Origin of the sequence: Psychrobacter sp. D2, assembly GCF_013608135.1 — a bacterium.
Lineage (GTDB): Bacteria > Pseudomonadota > Gammaproteobacteria > Pseudomonadales > Moraxellaceae > Psychrobacter > Psychrobacter cryohalolentis.
In genome coordinates this window covers 295,195-308,320 of sequence record NZ_JACDXZ010000003.1, presented here as the reverse complement: position 1 = coordinate 308,320, position 13,126 = coordinate 295,195, and the positions used below count along the sequence as shown (strand labels likewise).

At 41.8% G+C, this 13,126-nt stretch carries 12 protein-coding genes, 2 tRNA genes and 1 other RNA gene; 12 read left to right on the top strand and 3 right to left on the bottom strand.

Annotation, left to right across the window (positions count from 1 at the left end):
- Positions 1-35 precede the first annotated feature (35 nt).
- The 12 genes from H0262_RS06080 to H0262_RS06025 all read left to right on the top strand — a co-directional run bounded on the left by H0262_RS06080 (position 36) and on the right by H0262_RS06025 (position 9,629).
- A complete protein-coding gene (locus H0262_RS06080) occupies positions 36-707 on the top strand; it encodes an alpha/beta hydrolase (protein ID WP_181210078.1) in 672 nt (223 codons plus the stop codon).
- 85 nt (positions 708-792) lie between these two features.
- Positions 793-1,151, top strand: a transfer-messenger RNA (tmRNA) gene (ssrA, locus tag H0262_RS06075).
- Between the two features lie 163 nt (positions 1,152-1,314).
- Positions 1,315-2,556 carry a phage integrase central domain-containing protein gene (locus H0262_RS06070; protein WP_181210077.1) on the top strand — a complete coding sequence of 414 codons (1,242 nt, stop codon included), beginning with the start codon at positions 1,315-1,317 and terminating at the stop codon, positions 2,554-2,556.
- Positions 2,557-2,604: 48 nt separating this feature from the next.
- On the top strand, positions 2,605-3,663 hold the full coding sequence (locus H0262_RS06065) for a RelA/SpoT domain-containing protein (RefSeq protein WP_181210076.1): 1,059 nt from the start codon (positions 2,605-2,607) through the stop codon (positions 3,661-3,663).
- 110 nt (positions 3,664-3,773) lie between these two features.
- Complete coding sequence (locus H0262_RS06060) at positions 3,774-4,676, top strand: hypothetical protein (protein ID WP_181210075.1); 903 nt, start codon at positions 3,774-3,776, stop codon at positions 4,674-4,676.
- A gap of 123 nt (positions 4,677-4,799) precedes the next feature.
- Positions 4,800-5,090 (top strand): AlpA family transcriptional regulator, encoded by a 291-nt coding sequence (locus H0262_RS06055; RefSeq protein WP_259275415.1) that lies wholly within the window; start codon positions 4,800-4,802, stop codon positions 5,088-5,090.
- A gap of 3 nt (positions 5,091-5,093) precedes the next feature.
- Positions 5,094-5,348, top strand: a complete 255-nt coding sequence (locus H0262_RS06050) for a helix-turn-helix domain-containing protein (protein ID WP_181210074.1) — start codon at positions 5,094-5,096, stop codon at positions 5,346-5,348.
- Positions 5,345-5,620, top strand: a complete 276-nt coding sequence (locus H0262_RS06045) for a hypothetical protein (RefSeq protein WP_181210073.1) — start codon at positions 5,345-5,347, stop codon at positions 5,618-5,620. Before H0262_RS06050 ends, H0262_RS06045 begins: the two co-directional genes overlap by 4 nt.
- On the top strand, positions 5,613-5,888 hold the full coding sequence (locus H0262_RS06040) for a hypothetical protein (RefSeq protein WP_181210072.1): 276 nt from the start codon (positions 5,613-5,615) through the stop codon (positions 5,886-5,888). The genes H0262_RS06045 and H0262_RS06040 overlap by 8 nt, the downstream gene beginning before the upstream one ends.
- Entirely contained in the window at positions 5,875-6,405 is a 531-nt protein-coding gene (locus tag H0262_RS06035; RefSeq protein WP_181210071.1) for a hypothetical protein, read from the top strand. Before H0262_RS06040 ends, H0262_RS06035 begins: the two co-directional genes overlap by 14 nt.
- Positions 6,398-6,982 carry a hypothetical protein gene (locus H0262_RS06030; RefSeq protein WP_181210070.1) on the top strand — a complete coding sequence of 195 codons (585 nt, stop codon included), beginning with the start codon at positions 6,398-6,400 and terminating at the stop codon, positions 6,980-6,982. The genes H0262_RS06035 and H0262_RS06030 overlap by 8 nt, the downstream gene beginning before the upstream one ends.
- A 106-nt stretch (positions 6,983-7,088) precedes the next feature.
- On the top strand, positions 7,089-9,629 hold the full coding sequence (locus H0262_RS06025; RefSeq protein ID WP_181210069.1) for a DUF927 domain-containing protein: 2,541 nt from the start codon (positions 7,089-7,091) through the stop codon (positions 9,627-9,629).
- A 2,248-nt stretch (positions 9,630-11,877) separates the two neighbouring features.
- Here the strand turns inward: H0262_RS06025 and H0262_RS06020 are convergent.
- From H0262_RS06020 to H0262_RS06010, 3 genes are all read right to left on the bottom strand, one after another.
- A complete protein-coding gene (locus tag H0262_RS06020; protein WP_181210068.1) occupies positions 11,878-12,387 on the bottom strand; it encodes a BLUF domain-containing protein in 510 nt (169 codons plus the stop codon).
- A gap of 399 nt (positions 12,388-12,786) precedes the next feature.
- Positions 12,787-12,873 (bottom strand) — tRNA-Leu (locus H0262_RS06015).
- A 125-nt stretch (positions 12,874-12,998) separates the two neighbouring features.
- Positions 12,999-13,072, bottom strand: a tRNA-Cys gene (locus tag H0262_RS06010).
- Positions 13,073-13,126 lie beyond the last annotated feature (54 nt).

Sequence of the window (13,126 nt, the reverse complement as noted above, 5' to 3'; positions counted from 1 at the left end):
TTTGTTTAAATTTTGACTCTCATTAAGGATAATTAATGAATAAGTATTTAGATGCCGTTATTGTCGAGCACAATCCTGCAAACAAAGCGATTAATCGATCCGTGATTTGGCTGCATGGTTTGGGTGCTAGCGGTCATGACTTTGAGCCAGTAGTGCCGCAGCTCGGCTTAGCGGATGGAATGGCAGTACGTTTTATCTTTCCGCATGCACCCAACCGCCCAGTGACGGTAAATGGCGGTATGGTCATGCCTGCATGGTATGACATCTTGGAGATGAGCCTTGAGCGCAAAGTTGATATTGCGCAGATTGAAGAGTCCGCACAGCAAATCCATGACTTGATTGCTCGTGAAATCGAGCGCGGTGTGAAACCTGAGCATATTGTGATTGCAGGATTTTCGCAGGGCGGGGCAGTGGCGTATCATGTGGCACTCGGTTACCCACAGCGCTTGGCTGGCTTGATGGCGCTTTCTACCTACTTTGCAACCAACGACAGCGTTCACTATAGTGCTGCCAACACAGATATGCCCATTTTGATTGAGCATGGTACGCATGATCCAGTTGTTCCCGTTATATTAGGCGAACAAGCAAAGCAGTTATTATCAGAGAAAGGATACAGTGTTGCTTATCATACCTATCCTATGGCACATCAGGTATGTATGCCGCAGATTCAAAATATCGGTAAATGGTTAAATACCATACTGGCTTAGATGGTTGAGCTGTAACGTAATGTAATACAGAGCTCTAATAGGTTGCAAGCAGCCATATATATACTATATAATCATCGACCTTATTGGGGATGTTCTGGCTTCGACGCTGGTGATGAAACTCAATGATGCATGTCGAGAGTATATGTCCTCTCGTTAATCAAACATATATTGTTATAGTCGCAAACGACGAAAATTACGCTCTAGCAGCTTAAACCCTGTTTACTTGGTTGCTGATCATCTACAGTTGGTCAACTAAGTTGAAGCGTCCGCATGTAGAAGCGCCACAAGTGATTGTCTCAATTGCTTGGGTTTAAAAGTAGAGAATCGGCTAATCCATCCTGACTGTCGGATCGGTGCAGACTAAAATTAAAGACAGAAACTAAACATGTAGATTCATGAGCGTAATGCTGGCGGACGCGGGTTCAACTCCCGCCATCTCCACCAAACAACGATAAAGGGCTGACCGTCATAGACTGTCAGCCCTTTATTTTGGGCGTTTTTCAAGGATTGAGGGTTGTATAGGGGTATGGCGTCCCATATAGAATGTTGGTATTATTGTTGGTATTAGAGTTTATACACGCTCTCAATACCAACAAAGGATAGTCCAATGCCCTTAACTCATACCGTTATCAATAAGCTACAGCCCAGTAGCACCTCGATTGATACAAAGCGACCTGACAAACATAGTGACGGTAATGGGCTGCAATTATGGGTGCGTTACACGGGCGTTAAGTCATGGATTAGCGCATATCGTTGGCAAGGTAAGCAGCAAACCCTCACTATTGGCACTTATCCAGTAATGAGCCTTCAAAATGCACGCCAACGCAATATTGAGATCAAACGTTTAATAGCTGATGGTGTGAACCCCAAAGATCACAAGAAAGAGCAGCGAGCCAGCCAAGACGGTTTAAATGTTTTCGATAACATAGCCCAGTCATGGTATGCAGAACGCAAAACCTACCTAGCAGAAAGCACCTTTTCCCGTAACTATTCCGCCTACATGCGCGATGTTAAGCCCTCTATTGGTCAAAAAAACATAAACGACATTACCGCGCCTGATATATTAGCCATTGGCAAAGCAGTAGAAAGCCGTGGCGCTAATGAAATGGCAAGGCGTACCATTAGAGAGATAGGGCAGATATTCAAGCATGCCATACGCAATGGACTAGCCACACATAACCCAGCCACCGACCTAGCCGAAGCCATCAAGCCACACAAAACCGTCAATCATAGCCGTATCACCAGCCAGCAATTACCTAAGCTACTCAAAGATATTAATGCTTATGAGGGTGATCTATTGGTGAAGCTAGGCTTATGGTTTTTATGCTATACGTTTGTGCGTACCAATGAGATTAGATTTATGGAATGGCAGGACATAGATTTTAATCGTGGCTTATGGACTGTCCCAGCTGAAAAGATGAAAGCTAGGCGTTTGCATATCGTGCCACTAGCACCGCAAGCAGTAGCGATATTAAAGCAGATCAAAGAGCTGGGCTTTTCGGATCAGTATGTTTTCTTTAATAGCTCAACCCGTAAGCCATACAGCCAAAGTGCATTTATTAACGCGCTATGGAATATGGGTTATAAAGGCAAGATGACAGGGCACGGGTTTAGAGGGCTTGCCAGTACCACGCTACATGAAAAAGAGTTTATGCACGAAGCCATAGAGCTACAGCTGGCACATGATAGAGAAAACAAGATCAGTGCAGCCTATAACGGGGCGCAGCACTTGCCATATAGAATAGACATGATGAATGAATGGGCAAACTTCATTGATGATGCTTATGCTGGCAAATTGGATAACGTCATACATACCAGCTTTAAACAACAAAAACAAAAGCTAGGCTAAACAATTCTATACATATTATTCTAATAATCAGGCATGAGAGTAACGACTATGGCGTATGACGTACCAAGCCGCGAAAAGGTGAAAAAGGCAGGTAAAGTATTAATTAATATTGATGCTACGGCTGATGAATTTGAGCAAGCAATGGCGGTCATGTCGCAATGGCGCTCATTGCACAGTTATCCGATCAATACCTTTCAAGCCATGCTAAGAGGTAAGGTAAAAAGACTGGGGTTTAAATCCCCTATCATTGCCCAGCGCCTAAAACGCGCCCCCTCTATTGTCCGCAAGCTTACCCGTTTTCCCAGTATGAGCTTGTCACGTATGCAAGACATAGGCGGCATACGCATTGTATTGCCTACTGTCAGTGATGTTTATCGCTTGCATCATGACATTGTAAAAAGCAAAGGACGGTTCGAACACGAAGCCCTACTACCGCCTTATGATTATATTCAACTGCCTAAAGCTGATGGTTATAGAAGCTTGCACCAAATCTTTAAGTATAAAAACCCGAATATGCCTAAACTGGACGGCTTATTCATTGAGCTACAGATAAGAACCAAGCTACAACATTCATGGGCAACTGCCGTTGAAACGCTAGGACTGGTAGAGAAATCATCATTTAAAACGGGTGAGGGTGCAGAAGAATTTAAGCATTTCTTTAAGCTGGCAAGTGCCTTATTTGCCCACCATGAAAAGCAGCCCATCATTGATGAGCTGGCAAACAAAGGCATTGATGAGCTGGCAGAGGAGTTAATGACCCTTGAACAAGAATTACAGATATATGCCAAGCTCAAAGGGTTAATCGTAACCGCAAAGCATATTGAAACCAGTAGCAGCAAAAGCGATGAATATCACTTGATGGAGCTAGACACCAGTAAGGACAGCCCAGCCGTAAGCCTAATCCCTTTTACTAAGTCACAGTTAGAAGTTGCCGAAAGCTTATATAAAATGCGTGAAATAGCGACCCAGCATACGCCCAATATTGAGGTGGTACTGATAGCCGCTGGTAACTTAAAGGACATTAAAAAAGCTTATCCAAACTACTTCTTAGACACGCAAGACTTCATTAAAAACCTAAAGAATATTTGCCATAAACTGAGCAAGTAAACGACTATGCAAGGCTAGGACTAATTACCCGAAAGCCAGCCGTTCACACACCTTTAGGCTGGCACTGCCTTGCACCTACTGTGATTTAAGGGTGTGTAAAGGTGTGAATTGTGGGCATTATTTACGAGGCTATGCGAAAAATAGAAGAACAAAGTAATAGAGAGTTTTTCGATGATGACGAGAATGAAAACTATGTTTTATTTTATGAGTTTATAATTATTCTTACTTTATATGGAGATGACAGCGAAAAAATGGTTGCTGAGTATCTCATAAGAGATGATGAATTTTTAAAGCTAGATTACTATATTTACGACTCTTACTTTTCAAAAACTACTAACCTTGAAATACCACTACATGAAATCCCAAACTTAGACGAACTAGTTAGTAAATATGGGTTTCATAGGCAAAAGTATGATGAGAGTAGCAATGAAGAGCAATACCCAACAGAATTCTTTTTAGAACAAGTTTTAGACGACCATGTAGAGGATATTTTCAATGATAAACATTGGAAAATCGAAGATGTCTTATCATTGGATTGTATAGTCAATATAGGCTTAGATGCTAACGCTTTCAAAGAATGCTATGAAGCATTAAATAGTGATCCTAGTATGATCCTTAAGTATATTAGAGAAAGGAAAGAGTTTAAGGAAAGACTGATAGCAGAACAGGTAAGAAATTCTAGAATGCAAAAAGTTGATCCTAATGTGTATGACTACACTCTTAAGCGATTAGTTAAAAAAGACGATGAAATAAAAGATTTACTAAGTAAAATTGAAAACTTAGAGCGAAAAGCTGTATCAAGTAATGACGAACCTATGCACCCTAGAACTGCCAATAATGCTAGTAAAATAATAGCAGCCCTTGCTAGCGAACTTTTAAAAATGGACTTAACACAGCCATTTTCTAATGATAGTAATGGCAAAATAATGGCAGCTATTGAGAAACAAGGTAATACAGTTAGTAAAGATGTTATTGCAGACTGGTTAAAGCTCGCACACGAAAATAGTATTTAATTCTAACTAGCTTCTAACTAGAAAGCCTATTTTTCTAATTAGAACTATCGAATAACTCCACCCCGTAAAGTAGCAATCACTGGACGTTACACACCGTAGCGTCATTTAGTGGAGCTACACATAATGATACACCCCACCCAAAACACACCAGTAATTCCTTTTACTGATAACACCTCGAACGACACCGAACCAACCAACGCAAACAATCCAGCTATGCAACTGCCTACTACTGGCATGGGCAGGGCTAAAGATATTTTGCCGTTTCTACCCTTTAGCAAAACCACCCTTTTTGAATGGTCAAAAGATGGACGTTTCCCAGCTGGCAAGAAGCTAAGCCCTACCATGACCGCATGGAGCTATGCAGACGTTCACGAATGGCTTAGCTCTCACACCTCAAACACTAGCGAGGTGTAACCCATGAACACACGGCAAACAAAGCAGAAGTACAAGCAAATCATTCTTAATCACATGCTGGCAGGTAAGAGCCTATCCACTTATGAAGCGTACGACCTCTATAACATAACGTGCTTTTTACAGCGTGTCAGTGAGCTAAGAGATCAAGGCGTAACCATTCAAGATGAATGGATAAAGAATAACGGCAAACGCTTTAAACGCTACTGGATAGATCAACCGATAGATAACCACAATAACGCTAGTGGGGTGCAGCTATGAGCCAGTCAAACGACATATTAGAGCCGCGCCTAGTGGCAGTAGATAGCTATTATCTGTCTGTCATTAATGACCGCATACAAGACCTATCAAACGATGCGGAGAGCCTATCAATGGCGCTTAGTGCTATCAAGACCGATGATGACGCAAGCCGCGGCGTTATAGTCGCTGTAAAGTCTGCCTTACTCGCTAATAGTGAGCTGGCAACCATCTTAAGCGAGATGATGGACGGGCTTATATTACTGCCTGAACTGGGGGCAACAGACCATGAGTGATAACGACTTTATAAATCGCGTCATGGACGGGCTAAAAGAACAGGGTTACTTGATGATACCTGATGGCTTTATCGACCAGCTAATCATTACCTTGCACGCCAATGTGACAACCATTAACACCATGACCCAAATAGCAGAAATAGAAACGCAGATGCTAGGCAGCTTGTTGCCGACAGGCAGCCGACAAGTGGCGTCATTAAAAGAGCTATCGACATGCATTGCAGAAATCGCCTTTAACGTGGAGGACGTAAGAAATGACCAAAGATAACAGAACCAGTCTAAAAGCCAGCCACGGGGCACACAATCGCCCACAGCCACATAAGCGAGGCTTACTACTTAGCTTTATCATATTTATGGCATGGGTTATAGGTATTGGCTTGCTACTGTCATTAATCGCTTGCCAGCCAGTACAACCAAAACCGATTGCAACCAATACCAACAATGGTTACTATATAGACCTCTCAAATTCTACAAGCGGACAAGCCAGCCGTGACTTTTTGGCTTTTTTTGTGCCTGATAATAGCGCAGCCTCTCAAGCTGTCACTATGCCATCAAGCACCGCCCTAAACGCGCATTTAAGCGCATCAAGGGGGCATTCCCTCATATCTATAGCAAGTCACTTGCTAACCGACTATGACGGGTTGACGCTGCAAAATAAAATAGCCGTAAGGCGAATATGCAGGGCGGTTTCTTGTAGAACCGAGAGTAAGACCCGTCACCCTATATCTTTACTGTATAGCGTGGCATTAACTCAAAAACTACAAGGAGCTATCCATCATGGGTAATTCAATCCGTACGACCTTAAACACTCAAACCACTATTAACAGCACACCAGTCACATTCAAGGCAGGTGATGCCGTTTTGTGCCCGTCTGTGGGCAATGGTAGTTACACCCTAGTCAACAAGTCAAAAGACTGCTTAACCATCAATATTGGCAATGTTGAATGTTTATATCGCGCTGATGGTAGAGCCTATCATGATGACTGCTACGTATTGCCGTCACTATTCCACGACACGCCAGCCAACCGCCAAGCAATAGCCACTCTATACAGTGGCATACCTACCAGCCAACGCACAATAATAGACACTACCGAAGCAGACGACAAAGAAGTGATATTAATATCTGCTTTTGATTTATCAGATATTGCTTGCGACATTGAAAGCGCAGCCGTTGTTATAAGTGACATTGGCAAGCTATTAGCCCTTATTCACTACGAAAAAATAGACGCTAATACCGCTATATCAATGGCACGCTTAACGCATGACACCACTGAAACGTGGCACGAACTGCTACAAAGCCAGTTAGGTTCAATAAAGAAAACCCTAGCAATGACTCGTTACGGTAAGGAGGGCAGCCAGTGAAAACCTACCCACCAAAGCAGAGCCGTAAACACGCCAAGCGCAAAAGCTACTACAAGAAGTATAGAGAGCAGCGCAAGCCGAAACAGTCACAAGCAAGGGGGACTCGATGACCACTACACAAACAGCCACCCATGAAAAAGCCCGTGCATTTAGCACAGGCTTTACAGTGGTAATAAATAGTTTTGATGCAGCCACACGGCAAGGGCTGGCAGACGATCCTACTTTAATAAAACTATATGAGCTATTACCGCCCAATAGCTTATTAAGCATTACTGATGATCTTACTACAAATGACGCGTCATTAGTACCGACAGCTGGCACTATAGCCTTACGTTTGCACGATAAACAAGGCGATATAGTAGGCGCGGTATTCTACACACCAAACAGCAAAGCAAAGCCCATTGTTATTGATCCTACAGGGTATGGCGCTATCGTCATTGGTGACTTAAACAAAGCTAATGAGATAATAGCGTTTGATGAGCCAGAACATGGCATTGATGCTTATCAGTGTATGGCAGCCGATGACATAAATTTTATTATTAGCCCTCAAAAGACAAAGCAATGCTTTAAAAAGATGGTGCAGCATTGGAGCAGCGGATCACTATTAACCATACCAATGACCATAGATAACAAAGGCATGATAAATCTATTGGCAGGTGTAAATGCTAGGGCATTGGTTACCGTGGCTGATATTGTCACGATGCTACATGCTAACCATAGCTATGAGGCGATACTGGCAGCTGATGATAGCCAAATCATTAACTTAAAAGATACTGCCTATTATCCTGAATGGCGCGACGATCCCCAGCTGAATGACCCGATGATCTATAGTGATGGACGTTTTGAGTTATATCACGATGGACTGTTTTTCGTGAAGTATAACGATGATGACCCAGCAAACATAACCTTTAAGTTTAAGGCGTTTGTTTGTTCACCGATTGAGGTTATCGCTAAGACTAGGGACACAAGTAGCGGAACATGGGGGCGGTTACTGCAATGGCGTGATGATGACAGCGTACTACATACGTGGTCAATGCCGTTATCACTGCTACAAGGTGATGCAAGGGAATACCGCAAGGAGCTTGCCGGTCAGGGATTAAACATTACCACCAACCCCAAACAGCGCAGCTACTTAGACACTTATATTCAAAACTACCCTATTCACAAACGGGCGTTATGCGTAGATAGGCTGGGCTGGCATGAGGCGCAATATATATTACCTGATGGCGCAATAGGCAGTGATGGTAAGCAGTTAATCGTCTATCAGTCTGCCCATGCAATCAACAGCACCATAGCCCAGCAAGGCACACTAGAACAATGGCGTGATGAGTTATGTAAAAAGCTAGCAGATCAAAGCCGTTTTGTTTTCTCTATTGCTTGCGCGTTTGCTGGTCAGTTACTCGCACTGTTAGATGATGACGGGGGTGGCTTTCATCTTTTAGGCTCATCAAGCATGGGCAAATCTTTATCGCTTAAACTGGCTGCTAGCGTATGGGGCAAGCCTGACAGCTACACTAAGACATGGCGCAGCACTGATAACGCCTTAGAGGGCACAGCAAGCGAGCACAACGACAGTTTTTTACCACTTGATGAGATCAGCGAATGCGACACCAAAATAGTAGGCAAAGCCGTTTACATGCTGGCTAATGGGCAAGGCAAAGGTAGAAGCACCACCACAGGGCATAACCGCACTGCTAAGACATGGCGCATTATTTTCTTATCTAATGGTGAGGAGTCATTACAGAACTTCATGGCGCAAGCAGGACAAAAAACCAATGCAGGTATTGAGGTTCGAGTGGCGCATATAGATGCTGATGCTGGCAAAGGCTTAAAAACGTTTGATAGTTTGGTACTGGCAGACACAGGCGCAGGACAAGCCGATCAGATCAAGGAGTTATCACAGGCTTACTATGGTGTGGCTGGTATCGCATGGCTAGAACATATCACCAATAACAAGGCAGCGACCACAGCCACCGCTAAGCAGCTTGTAAATGACTTTATGAGCAACTATAGCGACCTTGCCCCACAAGCGCATAGAGTGGCTAAAAGGTTCGCTATTGTGGCTGCTGCTGGTGAAATGGCAACACAGGCAGGTATTACAGGCTGGCAAGCAGGACAAGCAACCACAGCCGTTATGACATGCTTAGATAATTGGCTTGATAACTATGGGCGTGATGGTGAGCATGAACAACGGCAAATTATAGAGCATATCAAGGCGTTTATTGAACAGCATGGCAGTAGTCGCTTTCAGCCTTGCCACATTCACACATACCAAGACTTTGAACCCAAGATAACAAACCGTGCTGGCTATCATAACTACGACACAGGGGAATATTATTTCTCTACCAGTACGTTTGATGAAGTCTGTTCACCCTTTAACAAAAGCAAAGTCTTACAAGTATTAGATGAGGCTGGACTATTAAACGTGACAGAAAGCGACCGCAAAACGTGTAGAGTTGCTTTACCGTTTAAAAAGAACCGTACGCGCGTTTATGCAATCAAAAACGAGATATTAAGTTGTGAAACTACTAAAAGCACTGGGACAGCTGGGACAACTGGGACAACCCATAAGCAGCAAGGGCTAGACACTGTCCCAAGCATTAAAACACCACTGGGACAGCTGGGACAAAATAGCTCAATTTGTTAATCTGTCCCAAGTGTCCCAAAGGCTAAAAACGGGTTGGGACAGCTACAAGCCAGTAAGTACGGGCGTTGTCCCGTTGTCCCAAGTGTCCCAAGTAAAAAACTAAGGTGCAGAAAAAATAATCAAAGGTAGGCGTTTATCGTCTGCCTTTTTTTATAGTGTAAAGATACCCTAAGGAAACCCTAAGGTTTTGCGCTCAATACTCACTTGAAAATCACGGGTAGCATGTTGTCAAAAGTTAACGTTCAAACCAGTTTGCCGACTGCCAGCATGTTAATAAATGTTAAGGTTTAAAAGCATAATTCTTTTTACCACGTTTTACCGATTGCATAACCCCCCAATGGGGTAAGTATTAGCGCAAAGCATGACCATCATTAGCCTACAGCGTGGCAGCCTCACTAAAACAGCATAGAGCCGTCAAACAAAATAGATAAGTCCATTTTTGGACGCATTAAGCATGATTTAGGTTTACCAGTGTTTACGGATTGCCAAAACTCCAATGGAGGGCAACCGCTGGCTAGTCATGGGCTATAAGGCAGTTTTAACAGCAAATCAGCATGGAGCTGTAAACCTAAATTGATGTGAGCAGTTTTGCGCGTATTAAACGTGGTTTAAGTTAACTATTTGGTTACGGATTGATAAAAAGTGAATGAGCCGCAAACACTTACCAATCATGGGCTATAAGGCGGTTTTAGGGTTGAATTATAGGAGGGCTGTAGCAGATTATGGATAAATCCTATTTTGGTTGTATCTCATATCAAAGGGTAGGAATAACGGTAAGATTACGGTTAGTTTTCGGACACGTTAGAACCTTACTAAACCTTACATTCAGCACAACAGCCAATTACTACTTTTTACTACATTGGCAGCGCCTAGTCATCATGGCGAACCCCAAGAATACCGCAAGATTAAAACCTGATAAAACCTAACATTCAAAGCCGATTAATACAGCCGCCGACTTAACTAAACTTAACATTTAGAACCCCACAAAACCCAACATTTTGCACAGCCAAGAACATGACAAAACATGACATTTTGCAACGCAATCACCCATCATTGCCAATATCACAAAGCTATGCAGCATAAGGGCTTAGATAGTTTCTGTACAAGTATCGCGCGCGCACGCGAGGCAAGCAGCAATTACAGGGGTTTTCATACACTATAAAAAAGGAGTTTTCGGAGTCCATAAAGGGCTAATTTTTCGGACTGCTTTAAAAAGAACTTGAGCAGGTTTTTGGACATCGTAAAGCGTAGTTTTTGGAGTCCAAAAAAAGAGGCATTAAAATAATACTTAGAGTCCATAAAAAGGGTTAATTTTCGGACATCGTAAGCAGGGCTAAAAATGAGTTGTTGGACACGTTAGGCGGACTTTATGGAACAGTACGCGCACGGGGTAGATTTTGCCCATGATTGATAGTTTTGGGACAAGTATCGAGGGGGGTATTGTTTTGAGTGCTGAGCGTATCAACTAAAAAAGCGCACCTATTCACATGCACAAAATAAAAACCGTTTCAAAAAGAGGTTAAAGCCATAAACTTAGCCGAACCCTCACAACATATAGCCTAGCACCTATAATCGAATAAATAAGCATGTTAAGAAGGTTAAGAGATGTTAAAGGTACTTTTGCGACAAGTATCGCGAGGCAGCATAATGGACTTTTTGGACAGGGATCGTAAGGCTATGCGAATTGATGCGAGCAAACGCACAGAAACGCACGCATTTAAGCGCTATTATTGAGCGCGTGCATTAATTAGCAATTCAACCCCATGAAAGAAAGTAGCAAGCTCATAATAGTATCGATTAATTAATAACTGGATAACCGAATATATAGAATGTACCTAAGAGTAAATAGCCCATTGGTTAATACTAAAGAATACTGATTATAGAGATGTCTGCATGTTGAGAAATGTTGAAACGGTAAACAGTGAAAATAATTACAAAATAATCTTTAGCTGCTAGGGTAAACATTGAATAACGGCAAAATCAAAAACGATTGTTGGTATTATGGTTGGTGTCGTCTTATTTTTAAATTTATATAGTTATATAAATCAATGACTTGAGGCTATAGTTTAGTTTCCGCCATCTTCACCAAACAACGATAAAGGGCTGACCGTCATAGACTGTTAGCCCTTTATTTTGGGCGTTTTTCAGGTATATAGGGGTATAGCGTCTTATATAGTAGGCTATACATTAGACGATTAAGTTGTTCTTACCCTATAAAATATACTCATTCTAATCGTCTGGTCAAAAACTAAGATTTTTTCATCTTAGACTCGCGTTTTTCTTGTCGCTCTTGGAGTTTTGATAACTTGTCTATAAACATAGTAATTTGAGAAGTATTCATTAGGTAAGGATTAAATTCATTGCTGGCTGAGTATTTCAGAACATACTCTTTATTCTGATCATTAGCCGTTAAATATTTCATTGACCATTTATTCCAATGCCGTTCCTCAATTTCACGGCACTCAATAATTTGCAAAGAAAAATGTCGCTTATCATCAATCAATTTTTTTAACAGATTGTTAATAACTGGTCTTGCGCCCTCAATAACTTGGAGAAAATAGTTTTCATTAATTACTAATGCACCAGTAATACCATTGCGCTCATTATTACGCTGCGCCTGCTCAAGAATACGTGCTACTTCGATATTTGAATTTTCGGTGTTATAGCGGCTAACATAAGTCAGACGCAGGATAATATGTTCGCCATGATGACTATTTAAATTGTTTTTATCGGAGAGCTCATTCAGATTTAGCTCCATAATGTACTCCAGCTTATGAAAGATTGTTTTTATTTGACGGTTCATCGTCATTATTTAATATAAGAATTTTAACTGTAGCTAAAAAACTTGTATGAAACAAGCAGGTTGAATAAGGCTTTGTGTTATCTAACGGCTATCATTAGCTAGTACTTTCTAAATAAATAAAGTGATGCTATTTCAATCGATTAATAACTTAGAGGATATAATCTATGTCTATTCATAGAACACGTAACGATAGAGAATAAGATAGTATTAAAGCGCTTTTTGGCTTTTATGCCTGAATTTCTCATTAGAATTACAGCATAATCTGCTGATAGTAGAGGTAAGAGGTAGCTACAGAAAGTTAATAATATACAATAAGAAAAAGGCTTCCAATTTCTTGGAAGCCTTTCAATATAATGGTACCCGGAGCCGGACTTGAACCGGCACGCTATTACTAGCGAGGGATTTTAAATCCCTTGTGTCTACCAATTTCACCACCCGGGCAAAACTTGTATTATCTAATAAGTAAGCTTTCTACTTGTTAGATAGTGGTCGCTATTATAAGCATTTACATTAATAAAGCAAGCTAAAATTAATATAAATCCTAATAAATTTTTAACCTAAATAATTGGAGGCTGAGGTCGGAATCGAACCGGCGTTAACGGAGTTGCAGTCCGCTGCATGACCACTCTGCCACCCAGCCAATCAAGGACGCCTATATTAGCAAATATAATTTAAATTACAAGCCCTTTTTGAT